This window comes from Microbacterium sp. F2, assembly GCF_052274505.1.
Taxonomy (GTDB): Bacteria; Actinomycetota; Actinomycetes; order Actinomycetales; family Microbacteriaceae; genus Microbacterium.
Genome location: NZ_JBNVBV010000003.1, coordinates 38,738 through 63,740, shown reverse-complemented (window position 1 = coordinate 63,740; position 25,003 = coordinate 38,738). Strand labels below are relative to the sequence as shown.

Here is a 25,003-nt window from a genome sequence, read left to right as displayed (position 1 = left end):
ATCCGCTCCCTCGAAGAAGAGACCTCCGATGCACAATCACGGACTTGGCGCGTGGATGACCACCCGGCGCCAGAAGACACCCGACAAGACCGCCCTGATCTTCGACGGCCAGAGCACGACATACCGGGCGTTGGCCGACGACACCGACCGGATCTCCGCTGTGCTCGGGCGCCGCGGTATCGGGATTGGTGACGCCGTCGCGTTTCTCGGTGAGAACAGTCCCGAGTTCCTGTCGGTCATGTTCGCCTGCGCCCAGCTGGGCGCTATCTTCGTGCCCGTCAACACGCGATTGGCACCACCCGAGGTTACCCACGTGCTCACCGATTCCCGGGCGCGTGCGCTCATTGTCGACCCGGCGCTGCATGAGAAGGCACTCGAGGGCATCGCCGCCGCGCACATCAGCCACGTGATCCCCACGGGTGAGGGCACAGCTGATCACCTGGGACTGTCGCCGCTGCTCCGCGGTACTCCATTCGGCCACACGGATGCCGCGGTCGGTCATGATGACCCTGCGGCGATCATCTACACCTCGGGCACGACGGGCAAGCCCAAGGGCGCGGTTCTTACGCACGGCAATCTCATCTGGACGGCGATCAACTGCGTGGTGGACTACGACGTCGTGTCCACGGATGTCGCGCTGATGATCTCTCCGCTCTTCCACGTCGCAGCACTGGGCATGGGGGCGCTGCCGATCATGCTCAAGGGCGGCACGATGGTGCTCGAGAAGGGCTTCGACCCCGGACGCGCCCTCGCCCTCATCCAGGAGTACCGCGTGACGATGCTCAGCGGTGTTCCCACGACCTACCAGATGATGGCCGATCACCCCGGCTGGGACAGCACGGACCTGTCGTCGCTGGCCAAACTAACCTGCGGCGGCTCCGCGGTTCCCACCCGCATCCTCGATGCCTACGAAACCCGGGGGCTGTCGTTCTCGCAGGGCTACGGCATGACCGAGACCTCGCCGGGCGCGACATCCCTCGCCCCCACGATGACCCGCGCCAAACAGGGCAGCGTGGGGCTTCCCCACTTCTTTACAGAGATCCGCATCGCCGACGAGAACGGAGTGATGGTGCCGCGCGGCACGGTCGGGGAGATCGAAGTGTCAGGTCCGAACGTCTTCGCCGGCTACCTCAATCTGCCCGAGGCGACCTCGAAGGCGTTCACGTCTGACGGGTGGTTTCGCTCGGGCGACCTGGGTTACCTCGACCGCGACGGCTACCTCTACATCTCCGATCGCCTGAAAGACATGATCATCTCGGGCGGCGAGAACATCTACCCGGCCGAAGTCGAGAACCACATTTCCAGCATCGAGGGCGTGACCGGCGTCGGTGTGATCGGCATCCCCGACGAGCAGTGGGGCGAGGTTCCCTGGGCTGTCATCACGGTGAAGGACGGCGTCGACCTCGACACCGAGACCGTGCGTACTCACCTCGAGGGCAAGCTTGCGCGCTACAAGCTGCCCAAGAACGTCGTCATCGTCGATGAGCTGCCCCGTACGGCGTCAGGGAAGGTCCGCAAGGCCGACCTGCGCGCCCGCTTCGGCAACGGCTGACTACCGCACTGCAGGACGAATACCTATGCCCTGAGGTATAGTCCGTACTCTATGGGCGATGAGCGCGCAACGATGCCACACGCCCGCGTCGCCCTTGTCGTCGCGGTGTGTCTGGTCGCCATCAACATGCGGCCGACCATCACGTCGGTGGGTCCGTTGCTCGAAGAGATCGGTGCTGACACCGGGCTCGGACCGAGTGCGCTGGGTCTTCTCGCATCCATCCCCCTGGCCACGTGGGCGCTGGTCTCCCCGTTCGCCTCCGGCCTGAGTCAGCGCTTCGGGATGAGCCGAGTCGTGCTGTGGTCACTGGCGCTGCTGACCGTTGGCACCGTGGTGCGTTCCGCGCCGGGGCCGGTGGCAAGTCTGTGGATCGGCACTGCCGTGACCGGCGTTGCACTCGCTGTCGCCAATGTGCTCATGCCCGCCGTCATCAAGCGGGAGTTCCCCTCGAGGGTCCCCACGATGATGGCCGTCTACACGGCGCTGCTCGGCGGCGCCGGCGCTGTCGCGTCCGGCGTGGCGGTTCCGGTCGCGGAGTGGGGCACCGGGGTGACGGGCGCCGACGGGTGGCGGCTGTCGCTCGTCATCACCGGCGGCATCCTGCTCCCCGTGGCCATCGTTGCGTGGCTGGTGGCGATGCGCGGTCGCCGAGAACGAGCCACGCCCGGGGGCACCCCCGGACAGGCGCGGGGCATCTGGAAGGACAGCACCGCCTGGGTCGTGGCCGCGTACATGGGCTTCCAGTCGGCCACCTTCTACATCCTGGTGACATGGCTGGCAACGATCGCCGTTTCGACCGGCCGAAGCGCTGTCACGGCGGGCATCGACGTCATGATCTACCAGGTCGGCGCACTGGTGGGCGCCATTGCGGTGCCGGTTGTCCTCCGGGGCGGCGCTGCGCGCTGGGTGCCCGCCGTGCTCCCGGTGATCGCGCTGGTGGGACTGACAGGACTCATCGCGGCACCCGACGCCATCCTCGCGTGGGTGATCGTGCTGGGACCGGCATCCGGTGCCTCGCTCGGCGTCTCACTGACGCTCATGGCCCAGCGCGCTCGAGACCACCATGGCGCGACCGCCCTGTCGGGCATGGCCCAGTCGGTCGGCTACCTCATGGCCGCAGCGGGTCCGGTGCTGTTCGGCTCGCTCCACAGCGCGACTGATGGGTGGCTACTGCCACTCCTGCTCGTTGTGGCGATCCTGATCGGGCAGAGCCTGTCGGGCCTGGCCGCGGGACGCGAGCGCTACGTCCTCGAGGCACGCTGAGCGCGGCTCGAGGACGTAGCGCAGCCGCGGTCAGAGCGGGTACTGACCGGGCTCGCGGCGCATCGTGATCCACCGCGTCTCGGTGAAGGCATCGATGTTGGCTTGAGCACCGCCGTGGCGCGAGCCCGTCCCCGACGCGCCAGTGCCACCGAACGGCGTGTTGGCCTCGTCGTTCACGGTCTGATCGTTGATGTGCACGATTCCGGTCGGAATCTGCTGCGCGAGATCCCATCCCGCCAACGCATCCTTCGTGACGATGCCCAAAGACAGCCCGTAGTCGGTTGCCGACGCCAGCGCCACGGCTTCCTCGTCGGTCGAGAACTTCACGACCGACGCGACGGGTCCGAAGACTTCCTCGCAGTAGGCGGGCGCGTCGGCCGGCGTGTTCGCGAGCACTGTCGGTCGGTAGAACAGATCCTCGTAAGTCCCGCCAGCACGAAGCTCTGCGCCGCTCGCGACGGCATCCATCACCAGAGCGTGCACGCGATCGCGCTGCACCTCATCGATGAGAGGACCAAGGTGCACGGGCCCCGCGGCCGGATCACCGACGTGCATCGACTCGGCCTTCGCGGCGAGCTTTTCGACATACTCATCGAAGACCGCCTCATGCACGATGTGACGGCCGACCGTCATGCAGATCTGCCCCTGGTGCAGGAACGATCCCCACGTGGCGAGATTGACAGCCTGGTCGATATCGGCGTCGTGCCGGATGATGAACGCCGAGTTCCCGCCGAGCTCGAGGTGGGCACGCTTGAGGTTGCGACCCGCCTGCTCACCGACGATGCGGCCGGCGCGCGTGGAGCCGGTGAACGCGATCACCCGGACACGGGGGTCTTCGATCATCGCCTGACCCACATCCGCACCGCCCGGGACCAGCTGCAGCAGCCCCTTCGGGAGCCCCGCTTCCTCGAAGACCCGGACGAACGAGACGCCGCCGGTGATGACGGTGCGCGGGTCTGGCTTGAGCAGCACGGCGTTGCCGAGCGCCAGCGCAGGAGCGACGGCACGGATGCCGAGGATCAGCGGCACGTTGAACGGTGAGATCACACCCACGACGCCGACCGGCACCTGTTCGGTCATCGAGAGGCGTGGCTCCTCAGACGAGAGCACCGCTCCCTTTGGCGCCGAGGGCAAAGCCGAGGCTTCGTAGCACTCTGCCGCGGTGACATGGAGCGCGAACCCGGCAAGCGGCGGGATCGCACCGACCTCGCGAACATTCCACCCGCCGATCTCATCGGCGTACTGCTCCCAGAGCATCCCAGCCTTACGCAGCACCGCTGCGCGCGCCGGGTGCGGCATCGCTGCCCACTGCTTCTGCGCCGCAGCTGCCGACTCCGCGGCTCGCGTGACATCGCCGGGACCAGCCATGCCCACCGCAGCAAGAACCTCGCCGGTAGCGGGCGCCACCGAATCGATCTGGCCGCCTTCTCCTGCTACCCATTCGCCGTCGAGGTAGATCTTGCCGGCGAACACTGCCGGGTCGATCAGGACGTCGGTGTCTTGCGTGATCGTCATGGTTCCTCCGTGATTCCAGTGACCGTACTGATTTGCGTGCCGGTACCCGGCGCGGCGTCAGATCAAGCGGGCCTGATGATGCTGCCGGTATCGCCCGCGCTGCGGGCGAGTCGCTGAGCCCGACGTCCGACGCTGCTTGCCGCCCATCCCGCACGAATGACTCGCATGGCATCTTCTGCCAGCGCCCCACCATCTGTATAGGGCTCTCGCCAGATTGCCAGCATGTCGGCGACGAATCCGGGGATGATCGAGCGCGAGAACGCCTCGACTCCCCACCGCCCCTCGTACCCGTCATCGAGCGCACCCTGGACGAGCCCCGGGATGTCAACCGCGCCCGTCGAGAGCAATCCTCGACCTGACTGGCCGAGCTCGAGGTAGGCGAGCCGAGGCATGGCGGCACGGATCGCCTGGGCGGCATCGGACTCTTCGACTGCCATGTGGAACGAGTCGAGATGGATCCGGAGGTGGTCGGATCCGCTGAGCTCCGCGTACTCCATCGCCTGCGCCGCGGTGTTCACCATCGCTGTCTCATAGCGGTTGACCACTTCGAACGTCATCGTGATGCCGTGCTCGTGGGCGTAGTCAGCAACCTTCCCCACCGACGTCGCGGAGCGTTCGCGTGCCGCCGCATCGATGGGCGCCATCGGATGCCCGAAGACGCCGTAGGGAACACCGTTGAGCTGATCTCCGCCGAGCGCCGCCGTCGCGTCGACCATTGCGTACAGCGCTGCCTCACCCGCCCGCCGCTCGTCGGCGTCCGCCGAGGACACATCGGCCCCGGGCATTTGCCCTGCGATCGGAATCGGCGTGAGCCCCGCGTCATCGAAAAGGCGACGGAGGGATGCGAGGTCGGTTGCTGCGGGATCGAACGGCGCGAGCACGATCCGGCGGTATCCGGCTTCCGCTACCCGCACCAGGGCCTGGGGGGTGAGCGGTGAATCGGGGCCGTCGACCAGCACATTGATGTGGCAGGCGATGTCGAGATCCATGACCATCGCTCTAGAAGGTCGGCAGGTCGAACCGCTGCTTGAAGGCCGAATAGCCGTCGTCGACGTGCACGACAGTGCCGTTGATGACATTGGCTTCATCGGAGGCAAGGAACGCGACAACGTTCGCGATCTCCTCCGGCTCGGTCATCTTGTTACGCAGCTGCTCGGAGGCAAAGAGCGACTTCAGCTCATCTGAGAACTGGTTGATGATCGGCGTACCCACGCGTCCCGGGGTGATCGCGACGGCGCGGACGCCGTACTCCGCGAGTTCGTATGCGGCAGAGCGGGTGAACGAGATGACAGCGGCCTTCGCGGCGCTGTAGCTGAAGGCGAGTTCGGCGGCCTGCTCCCCGTAGATCGAGGAGGTGGAGATGATGACCCCTCCGGTGCCCTGCTTCTTGAACTGTCGACCGGCCGCAAGGATGCCGTAGTAGACGCCGTCCTGGTCGACGCGGATCATGGGGTGGTAATCCACCGCGGGATCGTGGTCGAGCAGGGGCTTGCCGCCGGCGATACCGGCGTTGTTGAAGATGACATCGAGCTTGCCAAAGGCATCGACCGTGCTCTGCACGGCAGCCTCGACCTCCTCGAAAACGGAGACGTTGACTCCCACCGCGACTGCCGAGCCCTCCGGGAGCGTGTCGACCGCTTCCTGCGCGCGGGTCGCATCGATGTCGGCGACGGCGACCTTGGCGCCTTCGGCGATGAACTTCTTGACCGTTGCCAGCCCGATTCCGCTGGCGCCACCGGTAATGAGGGCGACCTTGCCTGCCAAACGCATGGTGATGTCTTTCTGTGTCGTGGTGTGCGGCGCAGCCGCACGAGAGAATCTGGTGCCGGTGGGGGCGGGGCCGCAGCGTTCCCGCCCCCACCGGGGTTTCAGTGGATCAGCCGAGCTTGTCGGAGGGCGTGATCTCGTCGGCGTTGTCCTTCGTGACGAGGGTCGTTGCCTCTTCCTCGAAGTTGCTCGCTGGCATGGTGCCACTGTCGATCCACGCAAGGATCGCGTCGATCACGGCGTCGTTGATCAGCGGCCAGGGCTGCTCGACGGTCGCGAGCATCGTGCCGGCCTTGACGGCAGCGATCGCCTCGCTGGTGGCGTCAACGCCTGTCACCGCAACGGTCGCGCCGGCTTCGGTCACGGCCTGAACCGCGCCGAGGGCCGCGTCATCCCAACCGACCCAGACGGCGTCGAGGCCGCCCGGGTTGGCCGACAGGTAGTCGGCGACCAGCGCGAGCGCTTCGGTGCGACCTGTCGCAGGCGAGACGACCTGCTGGATCTCACCGCCGGCGAGGGTTGCACCCCCGGCCTCGACAGCTTCGGCGGCCAGCGCCGCGCGGGTCCGGATGCCAGCGTGCGGGTCGTGACCGATCACCATGATGTTCTTACCCTCGATGCTTCCACCGAGTGCCTCGGCGATCGCGCCCATGGTCTGGTCGACGATGCCCTGCTGGTCGGTGGTGATGTTCAGGGCGTAGGCGTCAGTCGGCTCCACACCGGCGTCGATGGCGAACATCGGGATGCCAGCATCCTTGGCCGCCGTCACGATTGAGCCGATCGAGGCGACATCCGTGTAGCCGTTGTAGACGAGGTCGGTACCCTGTCCGATGGCGCTTTCGACCGCGGGGTTCATCTTCTGGAAGTCGAAGTCACCCTGGATCATGGTGAGGTCCCAGCCGTACTCGGCTGCCTTGGCCTCGACATCCTTAACCCACCAGGCACCGATCGGGGTCTGGTTACCGGAGGTGAACGCTACGACCTTGGTGGGTTCGGTGTCGCCGCCGCCATTGTCGCCGCCGCCTGATGAGCAGCCAGCGAGGGCGAGGGCAGCGACCGCGGTCGCGGCCGCAAAGGCCTTGATTGAAGTACGCACTATCTACTCCTTTGTGTATTGCGTTTTCTCTGTGTGCTTCCCCGGGGTGGGGATCCGAGTCGGGACTCGGAGTCATGGGATCGGTGGGGTCACCGCTCCCGATGTTTGAGGGACGAGAGCGTCACGGCGGCGATGATGATGATCCCGGTGACGACCTGCTGGACGTAGGCGTTGACGCCGAGGATGTTTAGACCGTTGCTCATGACGCCGATGATCGCGACGCCGACCATCGTGCCGACGAGGTTCGCGGCGCCCGATCGAACGATGGTCATGCCGAGGAACACCGCGGCGACCGAGAACATCATGTTGTCCTCGCCCTGAACCGCGCTCGCGCTGCCGAGGCGAGCGGCAAGCAGGATGCCGCCGATGGCCGACACGAATCCGGCGATGGTGAAGGCGAGCAGTCGCGCCCGGCGTACGTTGACACCCGAGAGGCGCGAAACCTCAACGCTGCCCCCGATCGCGTGCCACCGACGACCAAGGGTCGTGTAGCGCAGGACGAACCACAGGATCACCGAGATGATGATCGCGAAGTAGACCGGCATCGGGATCTCGAGCAGTTTGCCCTGACCGAGCTCGTTGAACTCCGGGGGGAAGTTGAACAGTGTTGTTCCCTGTGTCACGAGGAACGCGAGACCGACGACGGAGGTCATCATGGCAAGCGTCGCGATGAACGCCGAGAGGTTCAGGTAAGCGACCAGGACGCCGTTGAGCAGACCGATCAGCAGTCCCACGATGAGGGCGAGTGCGATGGCTGCCGGGACGGGCATGCCGCCGAGCATTGCTGCTCCCGCTGTCGCGCCGGCCAGGGCCGAGGTGGCTCCGACCGACAGGTCGAAGTCGCCGACGACCATGACAACGGTCTGCGCACCGGCGATGATCGCGAGGATCGAGACCTGATACAGGATGTTCTTCACATTCACGAACGTGAGGAACACGTCGGGGCGCATCAGGAAGAAGAACAGCACGAGCACGATCAGGGCGACGATCGTGCCGCCCTGCAGCATCCATCTGCCGGCATTGCTGGCGTGACCGACCACGATCGACGTGGTCGTCGGGGACTTCTGGTTGTCGGTGGAGGTCATGACTGGGGCTTCCCGTAGCAGTAGGAGAGGAGGAGTTCGTCGTCGGCGCCCTCAGCGGGGACCGTGCCGCTGATCTCGCCTTCGTGGAGGATGATGATCCGGTCGCTCATCCCGATCAGCTCAGGAAGCTCCGAGCTGACGGCGATGATCGCGGTGCCCTCGGCAGCGAGCTGCCGGATGAGCCGGTAGATCTCCGCCTTGGTACCGACATCGATGCCTCGGGTCGGCTCATCCATGAGCAGAACCTTGGGCTTTCGGGCGAGCATCTTCGCGAGGACCACCTTCTGCTGGTTCCCGCCGGAGAGCTCGCCGACGTGCTGGCGGGGGCTTCGCGCCTTGATCTTGAGATCAGCGATGCCGCGCTTGGTGATCGTGGACATCTTCGCGCCCGACACGATGCCGGCCGTGCTGATCGTCGGGATGTTGGCCACCGCAATGTTGTCCTGGATCGAGGCGGCCAGAATGACACCCTGACTGCGACGCTCTTCCGGAACGAGCGCGATCCCGGCTTCCAGGGCCCTGCCGACTCCGGGCGAGGAGGGAAGGACGGTGTCGCCGACGACGATCTCGCCGCCCACGTGCTTCTGGGCACCCGAGAGGATGCGCAGCAGCTCACTGCGCCCGGACCCGGCGAGGCCGCCGATACCGAGGACCTCACCCTTGCGGGCGACGAACGAGACATCCTTCACCCGGCGCCCGTCCAGGTGGCGCACCTCGATGGCGACCTCGTCGGTTGCGGTGCCGCGCTCGGGAAACATCTCACTGGCGTTGCGGCCGACCATCAGCGAAATGACTTCGTCGATGTGGGAGTCAGCGACACCCTTCGTGACGATGTGGGTGCCGTTGCGCATGATCGTGAGCCGATCGCACAGCTGGAACACCTCTTCAAGACGATGCGACACGTAGACGATCGCCACACCGCGATCCCGCAGCGCGCGCAGAACCGAGAACAGCTCCACGATCTCGGTGTCGGTCAGCGAGGCCGTCGGCTCGTCGAGGATGAGGACCTTGGCGTCGGTCGCGAGGGCGCGAGCGAACGCCACCATCGTCTGCTGCACGGGCGAGAGGTCACCGGCGAGCGCGTTCAGGGGAATCTTGCGCTGGTTGATGCTCTCGAGCTGCGCCTTCGCACGCTTTCGCATCTGACCCCATTGCACGATGCCGCCGCGGCTGGGGGTCTGCTCGCCGAGCAGGATGTTCTCGGCGACGCTGATAGTCGGGATGATCGACAGCTCCTGATAGAGCGCCACCACGCCCGCCGCGTTCGCGACGCGCACATTGGCGAACTCGACCTTCTCGCCGTTGCGATAGATCGTGCCGCCATCAGGCGCATACACGCCGGTGAGGATCTTGATGAGTGTCGACTTACCCGCGCCGTTCTCGCCGAGCAGCGCGTGGATCTCGCCCGGAAGAACCGAGAACTGCGCCCTCTCGAGCGCGTGGACGCCGTCGAAACGTTTGTCGATATCGTGCGCGGCGAGCGCCGGGACGTCGACCGGACGCACCTCGGGGCGCTCTTCTAGCAGGGTCATTCTGACTCCTCGAAGCGGTTGCAACGGATGACGACCTTCGGGTGCACACCGCTGACATGGACCGCGAAAGCCTCGGACGCGTCATCCAGATCGAAGACCGCCGCGGTGAGCTCGTCAACGTCCAGATGCGGCAGGATCTGCAGCGCCCTCGGGAAAGCGTAGGGCGAGACGAAGACGCCAGTGAGCGTGAGTTCTTTCAGGTACAGATAGTCCGAGAGGTTGAGCGGCATCTCGAACTGCGCGGGATACATCGCACCGTAGACGACGGTGCCTCCCTTGGCGGCGATGTCGAGAATCCCCTTCACGGCACGGGTCGAGCCGGAGGCGTCGATGACGACGTCGTAGCCCCGCCCGTCGGTGATCTCATCGGTCCGCGCGAACTGATCCTCGGCGACGGGATCGATGACGAACTCGGCGCCGTGGCGGGCTGCCATCGCTCGTCGCTCGGCGATCGGTTCGATCATCGTGAGCGACGTCGCGCCAGCCATCCGCATGACCTGCAGCGTGAGCTGGCCGATCGGTCCGCCACCGACGATCGCAACCCGATCGCCGACGCGAATACGGGTCTTGTCGGCGATCCGGACTGCGACCGAGGTCGGCTCCAGCAGACACCCCTTCAGGAGCGAGACCGAGTCAGGCAGCTTGTAGAGCTGCGACTCGTGCCACGTGATCGTCTCGGCCATCCCCGGGCGGTTGTACTCCTGGATGTGCTCGCAGAACTGCTGCTTGCCTTCCTGGCAGGGGCGGCAGGTGCCGCAGAAGCGCAGGAAGTTGCCCGCGACGCGGTCACCGACCTGCAGCCCATTGCGGTGCGCGCGCTCGCCGAGTGCTTCGACGACGCCCGATAGTTCGTGGCCCAAGCCAATCGGCACGTCGGTGCCGAAGTAACCCTCGGCCAGGTGGGGGTCAGATCCGCAGATCGCCGAGTAGGCGACCCGGACGCGGACGTCCTCCGGCCCGAGTTCCTGCTCGGGGAAGTCCACGACCTCGACGCGGCCGCGTGCGCTCTCGTCGGGGTCACGCAGGCTTCCGATGCGGGTGACAGCTACGGTCTTCATTCGTCTCTCCGGTGAGCGGGGTGGATCAGCGGGCGGCGAGGGCTCGGCGCAGCGCCGATACTGTCGCCGAGAGTCCGTACCCGTGCTTGTCGCGCAGCTGTTCGTCTTCGCCGAACCCGGCGTAGACCTGGGGGATGCCCAGACGCTCGAAGGCGGTGAGGTGGATGCCGCGGTCGGCCACCACGTCGGCGACGCGCGAGGCGAGTCCGCCGTAGGCGAGGTGGTCTTCGAGAACGACGAAGCGACCTCCGGTTTCTTCGGCGCACTGCGCGATCAGGTCAGCGTCGATCGGCTTGAGCGTGAACATGTCGACGACGCGCACCGAGGCACCCTCGCGCTCGGGGCGATGCGAGTGACGCTAACACAAACTCATTTACAAGTAAACAGGAATGCACCTAAACTCGATTCAGCGCTCACTGACACCGAATGCAGCCCTTCGCAGAGGGGCGAAGTGCGGTCGATGAGGTCGCCCCAATCCGAGAAAAGGATCCCGGGGGGTCCAGTGACGCTGCACAATGGACTCGCGCGCCGCCCGGCGCGGGGCGGGTGCTTCGGCATCCGAATCAGGGAAGACAACACACAGAGAGGTGCAGGATGTCTGACACGTTGACGCAGGCCGGTGTACGGACCGGACTGTTCATCGGGGGAACCGAGCGGTTCACCGACGAGACGCTGAAGATCGCGGACCCCGGGAAGCCGGGCGCGGTTGTCGGCGAGGCAGCAGCAGCTTCGCAACAGGATGTCGCGGACGCGGTGGCTGCCGCGAAGGAGGCTTTCCCGGCGTGGGCGGCCCTGGGCGCGAAAGAGCGCGCCCGTTTGATGGCAGAGGCGATCGCCGGAATCGCGGATGACCGCGACGACGACGCAGCGATCCTGTCGCAGGAAAACGGCAAGGTCCGTTTCGAGGCCTGGGTTGACGCGCTCGTGTTCGAGATCCGCTGGAACCTCGCGCTCATGCTCGCTGACGAGGTCGACACCGACCACACGCTGCCCGCGGTTCCTGGTGCGATCCCGGTCGACACGAAGGTGTCATACCAGCCGCTGGGCGTGACCACGATCATCGTGCCGTTCAACTGGCCGATCGCGATCCTCGGCGCGGCTCTCCCCCACGCGCTGCTTGCCGGCAACACCGCGATCGTCAAGCCGCCGCTGACCGCGCCGCTTGCCACCGCGAAGCTCGTGCAGCGCGTCGCCGAAAAGCTCCCGCCCGGGGTGCTGAACATCGTCACCGGCAAGGACGAGAACATGTCGGGCCTGATCCAGAACACCGATATCGCCAAGGTGTGCTTCACCGGTTCCGTTAACGGCGGCAAGCGGATGATGGAGATGGCCTCCAAGACCCTCACCCGCGTCACGCTCGAGCTCGGTGGGAACGACGCCGCGATCTTCCTCGAGGATGCCGTCATCGACGACACCCACCTGGACCGCCTGTACGCGGCGATCTACGACACCACCGGGCAGATCTGCATGAATGCCAAGCGCGTCTACGTGCACCGCTCACGCCTCGACGAGGTCGTGAACGGTCTGTCCGACCGCCTCAACAAGGCTGTCATCGGCTACGGCCTGGACGAGGGCACCACGATGGGCCCCCTGCACTCCTCGGCGCAGAAGGCATTCGTCGAAGAGCTCATCCAGGAGGCGAAGGATGCCGGCGCCGATGTTCGTGAGTTCGGCGAACTCCCCGGCGGTGAGCTCGCGGGCGGCAACTTCATGCGCCCCGCGATCGTGGTCGACCCCGACCCGAGCCTGCGCGTGGTCACGATGGAACAGTTCGGCCCCGTCATCCCCATCATCCCCTTCGACACCGAAGAGGAGGCCATCCGCCTCGCCAACGACACGTGGGCGGGCCTGTGCGGATCGGTGTGGACGGGAAGCCCCGACGCTGCGCAGCGCGTCGGCGGCGCCCTCGAGTGCGGGTACGTCTGGGTCAACGACCACGGCGCGACCCGCCTTGACCTGCGCGCACCGTTCGGCGGCATGAAGCAGTCCGGCATCGGTCGCGAGCAGGGTATCGAAGGCATCCGCGCTTTCCAGGACACCCGCTCGATCGCAACCATCGACCCCGAAGCCCTCGCGGCGATGGCTCACTGAGAACTACCCTCACTCGATCGGGGCCGGGCAGATTCCTCGCTCGGCCCCGATCGTCTACTACCGTCACTTCCAACCCGAACATCATCCGACGCGCGAAGGACCACATGGACCGGCTCGATCCACGCATCCAGTGGGAACCCCTCCAGAACACCGTCGACCCCGATAACTTCACGCCGCGCCTGCTGGCGCTGCTGTCGAACGCGCTCGTGTGGCGCGAATCGAACGAGCTGAGGCGCCGATTCGGCCTCGGCACCAACGACTGGCGCGTGATCTCGGTCCTAGCGCTCAACCCCGGATTCTCTGCGACAGAGGTCTCCGAGTTCATCGGAGTCAACAAGGCAGTGGTCTCCAAAAGCGTCAACACGCTCGTGGGCCGCGGTCTGATCGTTCTGCTGGACGGCCCGCGGGGATCACGGCCGATGTATCTGACGACCGAGGGCGTCCAGATGCACGACGATATGCTGCCGATCTCGATGAGGGGCCAGGACATCGTTCTCGCCCACCTCTCGCACGAAGAGATCACGAACCTCAACGCGTTGCTGCAGCGCATGCTGGTCGATGCGCGGGAGCTCCAGATCCTCGAGAACGAGACAGCCGCAAACCAAGCGCGCTGATCACGCCTTCCGAGAAGGGGATACCTGACAACGTGTCGGTATCCCCTCCTCGTTTCCACCCCTATGGACATTGCCTATGTCCATAGGTAAAATCGCCACATACTGCAATGACGCACTCCTGGCAGCGGAAAGGACCACTCGCCATGGCACACACCACACCGACGACCGAGTCGGCCAAACGTCTCGTCGAGGGCTACTCCCTCGAGATCACCGGAAAAGAGAAAGACGTCGTCGGTCTCACCGAGGCCGCCTCGCTCATCCCAGCCGGCACGAAGGTCAACGTGACCTTCCTCGGGAACGAAGACCTTCCGATGCGTGTCGCAGCGGCCAAGGCCGTCAAGGAGCTCGGGTTCGTTCCCGTTCCGCACATCTCCGCGCGCCGCATCGCGTCCCAGGCCCAGCTCGAAGAGTTCCTCAGCGCCCTTGCCGAGATCGGCGCCACCGAGCACGTGTTCGCGGTCGGCGGCGACCCCGCAACGCCGGAGGGCCCCTACCCTGACGCGCTGACGATGATCCGCTCGGGAGTTCTGCAACAGTACGGCGTCAAGGAGGTGTCGATCGCCGGCTACCCCGAGGGCCACCCTGATATCCCCACCGACGTCCTGTGGCAGCACCTCGAAGACAAGTCCGCCGCCCTCAAGGATGCCGGGCTGGATGCCGTCATCCTGACGCAGTTCAGCTTCGACACCGACCCGGTGATGGCGTGGATCAAGGGTGTTCGCGACCGGGGCATCGACACCCAGATCCGCCTGGGCACACCCGGTCCCGCCGGCATCAAGCGCCTCATCTCGTTCGCGTCCCGCTTCGGCGTGGGAGCCAACGCGATGATCGTGAAGAAGTACGGCTTCTCCCTCACGAACCTGATGGGCTCCGCGGGACCCGACAAGTTCGTCTCCGATCTCGCGGCCCTGTTCGATGCCGACCCGTCGGTGGGCGCCGTGAAGCTCCACATGTACACGTTCGGCGGCCTCGAGGCCACGGCGACGTGGGCCCGCGATTTCATCGCGAAGTGAGCCGGAAGGAGTCGACGCCATGACGGTACACAACGAAGCACTGCGCGATCACGCCTGCCTTATCGTCCACGGACCCGACCAGCCCGGCCTGGTCGCGGCGGTCACGGGTCTGATCACGCGCCACAAGGCGAACATCGTGAGTCTCGACCAGTACTCCGACAACCCCGAAGGGGGCGCATTCTTCCAGCGCGTCGTCTTCCACCGGCCGAACCTGACTGCGGCGTTCGAAGAGATCGAGAACGACATCGCCAAGACTCTCGAGCCGTACGGGATGACGTGGCGCCTCACCGACCAATCGGTTCCGAAGCGCATGGCAGTGCTCGCCTCGACCTCCGACCACTGTCTTCTCGATCTGCTGTGGCGCCACCGCCGCGGCGAGCTCCCGGTGTCTATCCCGATGGTGATCTCCAACCACACCAACATGGCCGAGGACGTCCGAAGCTTCGGCATCCCGTTCTTCCACGTGCCCTCACAGGGTCCGGACAAGTCTGCTGCCGAAGCCGAGATCGTCAAGCTGCTCGCGGGCAACGTCGATTTCGTCGTCCTCGCGCGGTACATGCAGATCCTCTCCGAGAACTTCATCGACGACGTCGCCGTCCCGGTCATCAACATCCACCACTCGTTCCTTCCCGCCTTCATCGGCGCGGGACCGTACCGCAAGGCGAAGGAACGCGGCGTGAAGCTGATCGGCGCAACGAGCCACTACGTGACCAAGGACCTCGACGAAGGACCCATCATCGAGCAGGACGCCGTGCGAGTCACTCACGCGGACTCGGCCGCCGACCTGCAGCGGCGCGGCGCCGATGTCGAACGGGCAGTCCTCTCGCGCGCCGTGCTCTGGCACGCACAAGACCGCGTCATCCGACACGGCAACCACACCGTCGTCTTCTGACCTACCCACCCACCACCGCGGGATTGCCCGCACCACTGAAGAAAGGTTCATCGTGGCACCTCAGAATCTGCAGGAAGTCATCGACGCGGCGGGCTCGCCGGTCGAGCTGCTGCGCAACTCCCAGATCGGCTCGTACATCTATCCCGTCGTGCCGGCTGACTTCACCAACTGGATCAAGGAGCAGAAGGCGTGGCGCGACACCGCCGTGCTCTACGACCAGTCCCACCACATGGACAACGTGTTCCTCAAGGGCTCGGATGCCATCAAGCTGATCTCCGACACCGCCATCAACTCCGTCGCGAACTTCCCCGTCAACAAGGCCAAGCAGTACGTTCCCACGACGGCTTCGGGACACGTCATCGGCGACGGCATCCTGTTCCGCGAAGCCGAAGACGAATACGTCTATGTCGGCCGCGCGCCCGCATCGAACTGGCTCATGTTCCACGGCGAGACCGGCGGCTACCAGAACCTGGACGTCGAGGTCGACCGCCGCTCGAACTCGCGCCCGTACGGTGACGCCGTCTCGCGCAAGTACTACCGCTTCCAGATCCAGGGCCCGAACGCCTGGGCCGTGATCGAAAAACTCAACGGCGGACCGCTCGAGAAGCTCGGCTTCTTCAACATGTCGGAGATGAAGATCGGCGGCATGAACGTGCGTACTCTGCGTCACGGCATGGCCGGCGCCCCCGGCCTGGAGATCTGGGGCCCCTACGCCGACCACCACAAGATCCGCGACCTGATCGTCGAGGCTGGCGCCGAGTTCGGCCTCCTGCCCGTCGGTTCGCGGGCTTACCCGTCGAACACGCTCGAGTCGGGCTGGATTCCTTCCCCGCTTCCCGCGATCTACACCGGCGCCGAGGAGCAGGCGTACCGTGACTGGCTGCCGGCGAACTCGTACGAGGCGACCGGAACGCTCGCCGGGTCGTTCGTGTCCGAGAACATCGAGGACTACTACCTGACGCCCTGGGAGCTCGGCTACGGGTCGTTCGTCAAGTTCGACCACGACTTCATCGGTCGCGACGCGCTCGAGAAGATGGACCCGGCCGCACAGCGCAAGAAGGTCACCCTCGCGTGGAATGCCGAGGACCTCGGCAAGGTTTGGACGTCGCTGCTGAACGTCGACGGCCCGAACTACAAGTTCTTCGACCTGCCGCTGGCGAACTACGGCTCGGCCAACTACGACGCTGTCGTGGATGCCGATGGAACGGTCGTCGGCTACTCGATGTTCACCGGCTACTCGTCCAACGAGCGCCGCGGCCTGTCGCTGGCTACCGTGTCGCCCGATGTGCCCGAGGGCACCGAGCTGCGCGTGGTCTGGGGTGAGCCGAACGGTGGATCGAAGAAGGCGTCGGTCGAGCCGCACGAGCAGACCGAAGTGCGCGTTGTCGTGAGCCCCGTGCCCTACTCGACGGTCGCCCGCCAGACCTACCAGGGCGGCTGGCGCACCGGCTACAAGAACGACTGATCACCTCAGAAACCCGCGAGACTGCATCCTGCCCGCGAGACAGCACACGCAACACGCTGTCTCGCGGCGCGGGGGCAGTCTCGCGGCGTATCGGTAGCATCACGGGAGCGGACTCGGCAGGGAAGGAGCACAGCGATGAGCCTTCGCTACGCACTGTTGGCACTGCTGCGGGTCGGACCGCTGTCGGGGTATGAGCTGGCCAAACAGTTCACGCAGTCCGTGGGTCATGTCTGGCACGCGCCGGACTCACAGATCTATCCAGAGCTCCGCAAGATGGAAGCCGACGGCCTCATCGAAGCCGAAGAGCAAGCTCGGGGCGAGCGCGGCACGCGGCGGATGTACCACGTCACGGATGCCGGCGACCGTGCCTTCCTCGCCTGGATGGCCTCCCCGCTCGACTATCAGCGCGTACGCGACCCCGCCCACCTGCGCGCCGCGTACTTGGAGTCGGCGTCGCCGGATGCCGCGAGAGAGTTCTTTCGTCGACACATCGAACAGTGGGAAGGCGAGCTCGCCCAGTGGGACGGCGAACTCCGCAAGATCGATCACATCGATCCACCGAACCCCATGCTCGAACGTCGCTTGAAAGCCTCCCCCGCCGAAGAACACGAGCGCATCGTCGCGTACAAGCACTTCGCGTACGAGGGTCTTGTCGAGCGGGCAAAGAGCGAGATCGCGTGGGCACAGCGCGGCCTGGATCTGGTTGACAAGCTCGACGGCGACGTCTGAGCTGAGCCCCGGAGGGCACCAGGTTCAGTGCACGGACTCCATCAGGTCGGCGCCGAATACCCGGAACGCATCCTGCACCCGCAACCGATCGAGCGGAGTGTGCTCCGTGAACTGCACGATCATCGCGTAGGCGACGCCTGCCCGGGGCCCGGCGAGCACGCCGGCCTCGGCACGGATGCCGCGGTCGCGCCCGGTCTTGTTCACGAGAAGCAGCTCCTTCCCGGTGCCGGCGTGTGCGAGCGGGTCGAGGCCCGTCGCGCCAGCGGCGAGTCCGAGATCGGCATTGAGCGCGAGCCACCCGATCACCTGCGCACTGACCGTGGCAGATACTGCTCTGCCGTTCATGAGCGCCGAGAACATCGTCGTCAGATCACGGGTCGTCGACAGCGCGAAGTGCGGAGCGTCATCCGGCCCCCGGTCCTCACGGACGCGGTCGAGTAGTGCTGTCCGTGTGAGCCCAAGGTGCTCGATGCGCTCTCGAACCGGGTCGAGCCCGACGAGATCGATGAGCGCGTTGGTCGCCAACGGGTCGGCTGCCGCCGCCGTGAGGACCGCAAGATCCACCGGCTTCAGATCGACGGCAGCGAAGTGGCGCCACAGTCCGGCCGACGAGCCGTCGACCAGGGGCTGCCGGGCAACGGAGGCCGCCCCGCCGAGATCGCCAGCCTCCAGTGCTGCAGACACCTGGATCAGCAGAGGCACCACTCCGAGCTGAGCGACAGGCAGCGTGACGAACGCATCCCCCAGCACGAGGTCTTTCTCGCGATCAAGGTCAGTGACGCACACCGAGACACGGGCACCGGTGCTGGCCAGCTGTTCGAGAGCGTGCATGGTCGCAGCAAAGGAACGTGCGCGCCCAGACGCATGACGAGTCCGCCGAGAGTCGGCGCGGTGACCGGCGCGCGACGTGCTGGGTGGTGTGCCCACCGAGGGATCCTTCCCGTGTTCAGGTGGGGGGATTCTAGGTGATCGACCTCACCAGATTGTGACGCGCTCGGCGGGGTCGAGCCAGAGCTGGTCAGCCTCTGTCACCTCGAACGCGTCGTAGAAGGCGTCGACGTTGCGCAGGATCTGATTGCAGCGGAACTCGTTCGGCGAGTGCGGGTCGATCGTGAGCAGGCGGATGGTCTCGGCGTCCCGCCCCTTCTGCTGCCAGATCTGCCCCCAGCTCAGCAGCAGCCGCTGGATGCCGGTGTATCCGTCGATCACCGGAGCCGGCTCACCGCCGAGCGAGATCTCGTACGCCTTGATGGCGATGCCGAGACCCCCGAGGTCTCCGATGTTCTCACCGATCGTGAGCGCGCCGTTGACGTGATGCTTCTCGTCCAGGCCCCGCGGGGTCAGCGTGTCGTACTGCTCGATGAGCGCCTTGGTGCGCTGCTCGAAGGCTTCGCGGTCGGCCTCGGTCCACCAGTCGCGCAGCGATCCGTCACCGTCGAAGCGGCTCCCCTGGTCATCGAACCCGTGGCCGATCTCGTGGCCGATGACCGCGCCGATGCCGCCGTAATTCGCGGCCGCGTCACGGCTGGCGTCGAAGAACGGGTACTGCAGAATTGCCGCAGGGAAGACGATTTCGTTCATGAGCGGGTTGTAGTACGCGTTCACGGTCTGCGGCGTCATGAGCCACTCGTCGCGGTCGATCGGCTTCCCGACCTTCGCCAGCTGGCGATCGTGCTCGACCCGGTGCGAACGGCGCGCGTTGCCGACCAGGTCGGTGGCATCGATCTCGAGAGCTGAATAGTCCTTCCACGTCCTCGGGTAGCCGATCTTCGGGGTGAACGCGTCGAGCTTGGCGAGCGCCCGCTCGCGAGTCTCGGGGCTCATCCACTCCAGCGAACGGATGCTGCGCCGGTACGCCTCGATGAGGTTCGCAACCAGCTCGTCCATGGCTTCCTTCGCCGCCGGCGGAAAGTGCCGTTCGACGTACACGCGTCCGACGGCCTCGCCCATTGAGCCCTCGACCAGACTCACGCCGCGCTTCCAGCGGTCCCGGATCGTGGGCACCCCGGTGAGCTGGGTTCCGTAGAAGGCGAAGTTCTCGGCGACGAACTCGTCAGAGAGAAGGGGCGCGGCGCCACGGATGACGGCGATTCGCAGCCAAGCTTTCCAGTCGTCCAGTCGCTCCGGAACGAGAAGGGAACCGAGCGACTCGATGAAGCTCGGCTGGTACACGACGACCTCGTCGAACGCCGTCTCCTTGCCCGGCGCCAACGCCGACAGCCACGGCGCAAGGTCCAGCTCCGCCAGCTCCAGGAACTGCATCCAGGTGTGCAGGTTGTAGGTGGCCATCGCGTCGCGACTACGCACGTTGTCCCAGTGGTGGGAGGCCAGCTCGGTCTCGAGGGCGACGATGCGATCGGCATCCGCCGCGGCATCCGCGACACCTGCGAGGGTCAGCATCCGTTCGACGTGCGCGCGGAACTCGCCTCGGGTCTTCTCGAAGTTCTCGAGCCGGTAGTAGCTCTCGTCGGGAAGCGACAGCCCGCCCTGCACGATGAACGGAACGTAGCGCTGCGGGTTGCCGGGATCGGGCTCAACGTAGAGGCCGAACAGGCCCGAGACGCCGTCGCGCTCGAGGGCGCCGAGGGTCGTCAGCAGCTCCGGGATCGATGAGATCGCGTCAACCGCGGCCAGTTGAGCGGCGATCGGCGTCGCACCGAGCGCGGCGATGCGCTCGGTGTCCATGAAGCTCGTGTACAGGTCGCCGATCTTGCGCGTCTCGGTGCCGGGCTCGGCATCCGTGCTCTCTTCGATGATCGCGCGCACGTCCTTCTCGGCCTGTTCGGCGATGAGGTGGAACGACCCCCAGCGAGCCTTGTCGTCGGGAATTTCCGTGCGATCCAGCCACGCACCGTTCACATGGCGGAACAGATCGTCTTGCGGGCGGATGTCGGCAGAAAGTTCTTCGAGCGGGAGGCCGCAGGCGAGGGCGTCGGTCATGTCCTCCAGAATAAGCACCTCCGCTATGCGCGATCCGTGCGCGGCGGGAACACGGAGCGAACCGCAGGTGGATGCAGCATCCGTTCGCGTAGGTCTTCGTAGATCGGGCGGGTCCGCAGGAGGGCGGCGACGAGGATCGCGCAGACGGATGCCGCCAGCATCGGCGCCAGCACTGTTGCGACAGCCGTCATCTCGACCACGACGGCGATGCCGGTCAGCGGCGCCCGGATCGTAGCCGCGAACATCGCGGTCATTCCGACCAGGACGAACACGACGACCGTCGTATCGGCCACCTCCGGGAGGATCAGTTTGGCCAGAGATCCGCACAGCGCTCCCCACAGCGCGCCGATCGCCAGCAGCGGTGCGAACAGGCCGCCCGGGGTTCCGGCCGCGTACGAGAGCGGGCCGGCGAGGAACCGGATGACGAGGGTTGCCGCAAGCACGAGGGGTATGAGCGGCTCGCCGCGGAGCAGCCCCTGCGAGATCGGGTCACCCCCTCCGGCGCCCAGCGGATCGAGGAACAGCAGCAGACCAACGGTGCCACCGATGATCGCAGCCTGAGCGACAGGCGGCACGCGGCGAGCAGCCCGCGCGGCCGTCAGGAATCCCAGGATGAGGCGGTTGTATCCCGCGCCGAGGATGCCGGTGAGCAGGCCGAAGACAGCGAAGACGCCGACCTGCGCGAGGTCGGGCGACGGCACCGGATCCACCTGGAAGATCGGTGCATTGCCGACGACGATCCACGCGGTGGCGACGGCGACAGCGACACCGGTCAGGGTGGGAAGGACGATGCGGGCCTTCACCGACTGGGCGATCTCTTCGATGACGAAGAGCGATCCGCCGAGCGGAGCATTGAACGCGACCGCCAGCCCCGCACCAGAGAGGGCGGAGTGAAGTGTGCGGGCATCCGCCGCGGATCTGCGGCTGCGGCGAGCTGCCTCGGCCCCGAGAACCGCCCCGATGTGGACCGTGGGGCCCTCGCGACCAAGCACCATCCCTGACCCGATCGCGAGCACACCGCCGACGAACTTCGCCACGAGCACGCCGAAGGCGCTCGGTGGCTCCTGCCCGCGCTCGACAGCCTCGACGTACTGGATGCCGCTTCCTGCAGCCTGCGGTACCCATCTCACGAGAAGTGCAGCAAGCGTCGCGCCTGTCGCGGTGACGGCAATGGCGATCAACCATCCCCATGCGGGCTGGTCGTGCGCGAAGGCGAAGACCTCGATGCGCAGATGCTCGGCCTGGTAGATGCACCAGCGAAAGGCACCCCCGATGAGTCCGACCGCGAGGCCGGCGATGGCAGCGAGCAGCATGAGGATCGCGATCTGCCGCACAGCGCCGCTGCCGGCATCCGGAGATGTGGTCGACGACGTCTTCCCCGTCATCCCACCCCTGCCCGGGCGCCCGGCGGCGCCTCTTCCGCACTACTCATCGTGGCATCAGCACGGTTCGTTTGCCGCAAACTGTGAACGACGGATGCCGCGCACGGCGTGTTGCGGCAAGCCAACGGGCCGGACCAGCCCGGCGCGCGTCATCCGGCTGAGCGACAGCAAACCCTAGGCTCGGCTCGTGCCTTCTCGACCCGCCGGCGGCGCTCCATCGACGCTGAACCGCGACATCCTGCGGCTCGCGGTGCCGGCGCTCGGTGCTCTCATCGCCGAGCCGCTGTTCCTCATCGTCGATTCGGCTCTGGTCGGACACCTGGGCACTGTGCCGCTGGCCGCCCTCGGGATCGCCTCGGCGATCCTGCAGACGATCGTCGGGCTCATGGTGTTCCTCGCGTACTCGACGACCCCGGCGGTTGCCCGACGCTTCGGCGCCGGCGACGCGACGTCCGCGGTCTCGGTCGGCATCGACGGCCTCTGGCTTGCCCTGGGACTCGGCGCGATCCTGGCCCTCGCCGGATCCCTCGCGACACCACCGCTCGTCTCGCTCTTCGGCGCCAGCGAGGCAGTAGCCGCCGACGCCATGACTTACCTCCACATCTCGATGTGGGGCCTTCCCGCGATGCTGATCGTGTTCGCCGCGACGGGGCTGCTGCGCGGGATGCAAGACACCGTCACACCGCTGTGGATCGCCGCCGCGGGCTTCGGCGCCAACGCCGCGCTGAACGCACTGTTCATCTACGGCCTCGGGTGGGGAATCGCGGGCTCAGCGGTCGGTACCGTGCTCGCCCAGTGGGGCATGGTCATCGCCTACGTCGGTGTCATCGGGCGGCTTGCTCAGCGGCATTCGGCCCAGGTCCGCCCATCGGCCCGCGGGGTCCGCGGATCTGCCCGCACGGGCAGCTGGCTGTTCCTGCGGACGGTGTCGCTGCGGATCGCGCTGCTGACGACGGTCGCCGTAGCCACCGGGCTCGGCACCGATGAACTCGCAGGCTGGCAGGTCGCGTACACGATCTTCTCGGCTGCCGCGTTCGCTCTCGACGCCCTCGCGATCGCGGCTCAAGCGCTCATCGGCAAGTCACTCGGCGAAAAGGACCACGCTCGCGTACGCAAGGTGCTGCAGCGCACCAGCGCGTGGGGCCTGTGGTTCGGCATCCTGGTCGGGGCGGGAGTCGCGGCGGCCTCCGGGGTCATCGGGCTCCTCTTCACCGGCGACCCGGAACTCGCCGCCATCGTGCAACCTGCCCTGCTCGTACTCGCCGTCGCCCAACCGTTGTGCGGCATCGTCTTCGTCTGGGACGGCGTGCTCATCGGCGCCGGCGACGCGCGCTATCTCGCGATCGCGGGCGCCCTCAATCTCGTGCCGTTCCTTCCCGCCCTGGCTCTGGTTGCGGTCTTCCACCCCGGCGGTGCGGCCGGGCTCGCGTGGCTTGCCGTCGCGTTCTTCGGCGTCTACATGCTCGCGCGCGCCGCAACGCTCGGCTGGCGATTGCGGGGCCAGACCTGGCTCGGCTCTACCCTCAACGTATGAGCGCCGAGAGTCCCTCCCTCCCCTCGCTGCAGGTGCGGCGCAAGCCGCAGAGACAGAACACCGATACCGAGGTACTGTTCGGCATCCTCGCGGAAGGGATCGTTGCCCACGTGGGCTTCGTTCGGGGCGGCGCACCGATCGTGCTGCCCTACCTCTACGGGGTCGGCGACCTCGGGGAGGGGCCCGTGCTGCTGCTGCACGGCTCGACTGGCGGTGGGTTGTTCCTGGATGCCGCGGGCGATGGCGTTCCGGTCTCGGTCACCGTCACGCACGTGGACGGGCTGGTCTTTGCGGCATCCACGTTCGAGAGCTCCGCCAACTACCGGAGCGCCGTCGTGTTCGGACGCGCCAGGATCGTGCCCGACGAGCTTCGGGAGCGCGCGCTCTGGCAGGTCTCGGACCACCTCATGCCGGGCCGGCGCGCCGAGGTGCGAGAGATGACGCGCAAAGAGGTCCGTGCGACGCACGTTCTGCAGGTTCCGCTCGATCAGGCAAGCGTCAAGGTCCGCTTCGATGGCGTGGGCGACACCCCAGACGATGGCGAAGACCACACCGTTTGGGCGGGAGTCGTTCCGCTCGCGGTCCTTGCCGGCACGCCGGTCGGGTCACCGGTTACGCAGGCAGCAGGTGCCACGGATGCCGCATCCGTCGCCGCCTTCACCCAGCGGCTGCACGATCTCGCGGCCGAGCGTGAGGCTCGGCTGCGCGAGATCATGCAGCCCGGAGACTGACTACACCCCGTCGCGCACGCTGCGGGCGAACTCGGTGACATTCGTGCGCAGCGCCTCGATGCGTCGATCGCGCGCCGCCTCGCGGTCGAAACCGAGATACGCCGACGGCGGGAGCTTTCGCACATTGGCCGAGCACTCGAAGTTCTCGCACACAAGGATGCCGACAGTGTCGCCGCGCCGGCCGGCGTCGCCCGCGCGCTTGGCGGCGAACATCACGACGTCATTGGGGAGCTGGATGTCATTGCACCACGAGCACTGTGGGCGGCTCAGCGGGCGCGCGTCAGTCTGGCGCAGCAGGATGCCGACGGGCTCATCGTCGAGATCGATCACGACTGATGCGAGCTTCGGGAGCTTCGGATCTCGGATGCCGAGGTAATCCAGGGCCTCCCAGTCGGGAGCGTCGAAGTCTGTGGGCAGAGTCAGGGCCTTGCGCTCGCTGCGCGAGGCGTTGACAAACGATGCCCGGATCTGGGTGTCGGTGAGGGGACGCATAAGCGTTCCTTTCAGGATGCGACGGCGAAGCGAATGCGGCGAGCCACGACCGGCAGAAGCCAGCGTCAGCGAAGATCGCTCAGCACGTCGAGTGAACGGGAATTGCGACTGCAGTGCAGCCGGAGCGGAAGAGGAGCCCGTCGGGGAAGAGAGCGCGGCCTCAGGCCGACGTGCCCGCCGACGCAGAGCGCGTCGACAACCTCCATCCGCCCGCAGGCGTCATCTGTCCGTTCACGCGCGGCAGTCTACGCC

21 protein-coding genes and 1 pseudogene are annotated in these 25,003 nt (G+C 66.4%); 10 read left to right on the top strand and 12 right to left on the bottom strand.

The window, feature by feature from the left end; genetic code table 11:
• The first annotated feature begins 28 nt into the window (after nucleotides 1-28).
• Together menE and ACQVDU_RS08010 are read left to right on the top strand one after the other, a co-directional pair.
• Nucleotides 29-1,552 (top strand): o-succinylbenzoate--CoA ligase, encoded by a 1,524-nt coding sequence (gene menE, locus ACQVDU_RS08015; RefSeq protein WP_443476799.1) that lies wholly within the window; start codon nucleotides 29-31, stop codon nucleotides 1,550-1,552.
• A 51-nt stretch (nucleotides 1,553-1,603) separates the two neighbouring features.
• Complete coding sequence (locus ACQVDU_RS08010; RefSeq protein WP_443476798.1) at nucleotides 1,604-2,815, top strand: CynX/NimT family MFS transporter; 1,212 nt, start codon at nucleotides 1,604-1,606, stop codon at nucleotides 2,813-2,815.
• Between the two features lie 30 nt (nucleotides 2,816-2,845).
• Here ACQVDU_RS08010 and ACQVDU_RS08005 read toward each other — a convergent pair whose 3' ends face one another.
• The 8 genes and pseudogenes from ACQVDU_RS08005 to ACQVDU_RS07970 all read right to left on the bottom strand — a co-directional run.
• Entirely contained in the window at nucleotides 2,846-4,330 is a 1,485-nt protein-coding gene (locus tag ACQVDU_RS08005) for an aldehyde dehydrogenase family protein (protein ID WP_443476797.1), read from the bottom strand.
• A 62-nt stretch (nucleotides 4,331-4,392) separates the two neighbouring features.
• A complete protein-coding gene (locus ACQVDU_RS08000; protein ID WP_331791973.1) occupies nucleotides 4,393-5,319 on the bottom strand; it encodes a sugar phosphate isomerase/epimerase family protein in 927 nt (308 codons plus the stop codon).
• Between the two features lie 10 nt (nucleotides 5,320-5,329).
• Complete coding sequence (locus ACQVDU_RS07995) at nucleotides 5,330-6,100, bottom strand: SDR family NAD(P)-dependent oxidoreductase (protein WP_341578060.1); 771 nt, start codon at nucleotides 6,098-6,100, stop codon at nucleotides 5,330-5,332.
• Nucleotides 6,101-6,206: 106 nt separating this feature from the next.
• Nucleotides 6,207-7,193, bottom strand: a complete 987-nt coding sequence (locus ACQVDU_RS07990) for a sugar ABC transporter substrate-binding protein (protein ID WP_363494041.1) — start codon at nucleotides 7,191-7,193, stop codon at nucleotides 6,207-6,209.
• An 89-nt stretch (nucleotides 7,194-7,282) separates the two neighbouring features.
• Nucleotides 7,283-8,278 carry an ABC transporter permease gene (locus ACQVDU_RS07985; protein WP_341578062.1) on the bottom strand — a complete coding sequence of 332 codons (996 nt, stop codon included), beginning with the start codon at nucleotides 8,276-8,278 and terminating at the stop codon, nucleotides 7,283-7,285.
• Entirely contained in the window at nucleotides 8,275-9,810 is a 1,536-nt protein-coding gene (locus tag ACQVDU_RS07980) for a sugar ABC transporter ATP-binding protein (protein ID WP_443476796.1), read from the bottom strand. The genes ACQVDU_RS07985 and ACQVDU_RS07980 overlap by 4 nt, the downstream gene beginning before the upstream one ends.
• Nucleotides 9,807-10,868 (bottom strand): zinc-dependent alcohol dehydrogenase, encoded by a 1,062-nt coding sequence (locus ACQVDU_RS07975; RefSeq protein WP_443476795.1) that lies wholly within the window; start codon nucleotides 10,866-10,868, stop codon nucleotides 9,807-9,809. The genes ACQVDU_RS07980 and ACQVDU_RS07975 overlap by 4 nt, the downstream gene beginning before the upstream one ends.
• A gap of 25 nt (nucleotides 10,869-10,893) precedes the next feature.
• Nucleotides 10,894-11,196, bottom strand: a pseudogene (locus tag ACQVDU_RS07970) (transketolase C-terminal domain-containing protein); the annotation flags it as partial.
• 266 nt (nucleotides 11,197-11,462) lie between these two features.
• Between ACQVDU_RS07970 and ACQVDU_RS07965 the strand changes: the two are divergent.
• The 6 genes from ACQVDU_RS07965 (at nucleotide 11,463) to ACQVDU_RS07940 (ending at nucleotide 17,672) form a co-directional block, all read left to right on the top strand.
• Entirely contained in the window at nucleotides 11,463-12,959 is a 1,497-nt protein-coding gene (locus ACQVDU_RS07965; RefSeq protein WP_300590487.1) for an aldehyde dehydrogenase family protein, read from the top strand.
• Between the two features lie 104 nt (nucleotides 12,960-13,063).
• Nucleotides 13,064-13,573 carry a MarR family winged helix-turn-helix transcriptional regulator gene (locus ACQVDU_RS07960; protein ID WP_300590486.1) on the top strand — a complete coding sequence of 170 codons (510 nt, stop codon included), beginning with the start codon at nucleotides 13,064-13,066 and terminating at the stop codon, nucleotides 13,571-13,573.
• A gap of 143 nt (nucleotides 13,574-13,716) precedes the next feature.
• Nucleotides 13,717-14,586 (top strand): methylenetetrahydrofolate reductase, encoded by an 870-nt coding sequence (locus tag ACQVDU_RS07955; RefSeq protein WP_443476794.1) that lies wholly within the window; start codon nucleotides 13,717-13,719, stop codon nucleotides 14,584-14,586.
• Between the two features lie 19 nt (nucleotides 14,587-14,605).
• Nucleotides 14,606-15,478, top strand: coding sequence for a formyltetrahydrofolate deformylase (gene purU, locus ACQVDU_RS07950; protein WP_443476793.1), 873 nt, complete (start codon nucleotides 14,606-14,608; stop codon nucleotides 15,476-15,478).
• Between the two features lie 52 nt (nucleotides 15,479-15,530).
• A complete protein-coding gene (gene ligM, locus ACQVDU_RS07945) occupies nucleotides 15,531-16,943 on the top strand; it encodes a vanillate/3-O-methylgallate O-demethylase (RefSeq protein WP_443476792.1) in 1,413 nt (470 codons plus the stop codon).
• A 135-nt stretch (nucleotides 16,944-17,078) separates the two neighbouring features.
• The gene (locus ACQVDU_RS07940) at nucleotides 17,079-17,672 is read left to right on the top strand and encodes a PadR family transcriptional regulator (RefSeq protein WP_300591854.1); all 594 of its coding nucleotides are present in this window, start codon (nucleotides 17,079-17,081) and stop codon (nucleotides 17,670-17,672) included.
• Nucleotides 17,673-17,696: 24 nt separating this feature from the next.
• Here ACQVDU_RS07940 and ACQVDU_RS07935 read toward each other — a convergent pair whose 3' ends face one another.
• The 3 genes from ACQVDU_RS07935 to ACQVDU_RS07925 all read right to left on the bottom strand — a co-directional run bounded on the left by ACQVDU_RS07935 (nucleotide 17,697) and on the right by ACQVDU_RS07925 (nucleotide 21,997).
• Nucleotides 17,697-18,503, bottom strand: a complete 807-nt coding sequence (locus ACQVDU_RS07935; protein ID WP_443476791.1) for a serine hydrolase — start codon at nucleotides 18,501-18,503, stop codon at nucleotides 17,697-17,699.
• Between the two features lie 144 nt (nucleotides 18,504-18,647).
• Nucleotides 18,648-20,612, bottom strand: a complete 1,965-nt coding sequence (locus ACQVDU_RS07930; RefSeq protein WP_443476790.1) for a M13 family metallopeptidase — start codon at nucleotides 20,610-20,612, stop codon at nucleotides 18,648-18,650.
• 23 nt (nucleotides 20,613-20,635) lie between these two features.
• Nucleotides 20,636-21,997 carry a ClC family H(+)/Cl(-) exchange transporter gene (locus ACQVDU_RS07925; RefSeq protein ID WP_300591850.1) on the bottom strand — a complete coding sequence of 454 codons (1,362 nt, stop codon included), beginning with the start codon at nucleotides 21,995-21,997 and terminating at the stop codon, nucleotides 20,636-20,638.
• A gap of 184 nt (nucleotides 21,998-22,181) precedes the next feature.
• Between ACQVDU_RS07925 and ACQVDU_RS07920 the strand changes: the two genes are divergently transcribed.
• Together ACQVDU_RS07920 and ACQVDU_RS07915 are read left to right on the top strand one after the other, a co-directional pair.
• Nucleotides 22,182-23,528, top strand: coding sequence for an MATE family efflux transporter (locus ACQVDU_RS07920; RefSeq protein WP_443476789.1), 1,347 nt, complete (start codon nucleotides 22,182-22,184; stop codon nucleotides 23,526-23,528).
• Nucleotides 23,525-24,259: a pyridoxamine 5'-phosphate oxidase family protein gene (locus tag ACQVDU_RS07915; protein ID WP_443476788.1), complete on the top strand. Its 735-nt coding sequence runs from the start codon at nucleotides 23,525-23,527 to the stop codon at nucleotides 24,257-24,259. Before ACQVDU_RS07920 ends, ACQVDU_RS07915 begins: the two co-directional genes overlap by 4 nt.
• On the opposite strand, the gene ACQVDU_RS07910 is transcribed toward ACQVDU_RS07915, so the two are convergent.
• Nucleotides 24,260-24,751, bottom strand: coding sequence for an FBP domain-containing protein (locus ACQVDU_RS07910; RefSeq protein ID WP_300591844.1), 492 nt, complete (start codon nucleotides 24,749-24,751; stop codon nucleotides 24,260-24,262). It abuts the gene before it with no gap.
• Nucleotides 24,752-25,003 lie beyond the last annotated feature (252 nt).

Bases quoted from the DNA above. Each gene is read 5' to 3' on its own strand.
- menE (WP_443476799.1), top strand. From the start codon at position 29: ATGCACAATCACGGACTTGGCGCGTGGATGACCACCCGGCGCCAGAAG.
- ACQVDU_RS08010 (WP_443476798.1), top strand. From the start codon at position 1,604: ATGGGCGATGAGCGCGCAACGATGCCACACGCCCGCGTCGCCCTTGTC.
- ACQVDU_RS08005 (WP_443476797.1), bottom strand. From the start codon at position 4,330: ATGACGATCACGCAAGACACCGACGTCCTGATCGACCCGGCAGTGTTC.
- ACQVDU_RS08000 (WP_331791973.1), bottom strand. From the start codon at position 5,319: ATGGATCTCGACATCGCCTGCCACATCAATGTGCTGGTCGACGGCCCC.
- ACQVDU_RS07995 (WP_341578060.1), bottom strand. From the start codon at position 6,100: ATGCGTTTGGCAGGCAAGGTCGCCCTCATTACCGGTGGCGCCAGCGGA.
- ACQVDU_RS07985 (WP_341578062.1), bottom strand. From the start codon at position 8,278: ATGACCTCCACCGACAACCAGAAGTCCCCGACGACCACGTCGATCGTG.
- ACQVDU_RS07980 (WP_443476796.1), bottom strand. From the start codon at position 9,810: ATGACCCTGCTAGAAGAGCGCCCCGAGGTGCGTCCGGTCGACGTCCCG.
- ACQVDU_RS07975 (WP_443476795.1), bottom strand. From the start codon at position 10,868: ATGAAGACCGTAGCTGTCACCCGCATCGGAAGCCTGCGTGACCCCGAC.
- ACQVDU_RS07965 (WP_300590487.1), top strand. From the start codon at position 11,463: ATGTCTGACACGTTGACGCAGGCCGGTGTACGGACCGGACTGTTCATC.
- ACQVDU_RS07960 (WP_300590486.1), top strand. From the start codon at position 13,064: ATGGACCGGCTCGATCCACGCATCCAGTGGGAACCCCTCCAGAACACC.
- ACQVDU_RS07955 (WP_443476794.1), top strand. From the start codon at position 13,717: ATGGCACACACCACACCGACGACCGAGTCGGCCAAACGTCTCGTCGAG.
- purU (WP_443476793.1), top strand. From the start codon at position 14,606: ATGACGGTACACAACGAAGCACTGCGCGATCACGCCTGCCTTATCGTC.
- ACQVDU_RS07940 (WP_300591854.1), top strand. From the start codon at position 17,079: ATGAGCCTTCGCTACGCACTGTTGGCACTGCTGCGGGTCGGACCGCTG.
- ACQVDU_RS07935 (WP_443476791.1), bottom strand. From the start codon at position 18,503: ATGCACGCTCTCGAACAGCTGGCCAGCACCGGTGCCCGTGTCTCGGTG.
- ACQVDU_RS07930 (WP_443476790.1), bottom strand. From the start codon at position 20,612: ATGACCGACGCCCTCGCCTGCGGCCTCCCGCTCGAAGAACTTTCTGCC.
- ACQVDU_RS07925 (WP_300591850.1), bottom strand. From the start codon at position 21,997: ATGACGGGGAAGACGTCGTCGACCACATCTCCGGATGCCGGCAGCGGC.
- ACQVDU_RS07915 (WP_443476788.1), top strand. From the start codon at position 23,525: ATGAGCGCCGAGAGTCCCTCCCTCCCCTCGCTGCAGGTGCGGCGCAAG.
- ACQVDU_RS07910 (WP_300591844.1), bottom strand. From the start codon at position 24,751: ATGCGTCCCCTCACCGACACCCAGATCCGGGCATCGTTTGTCAACGCC.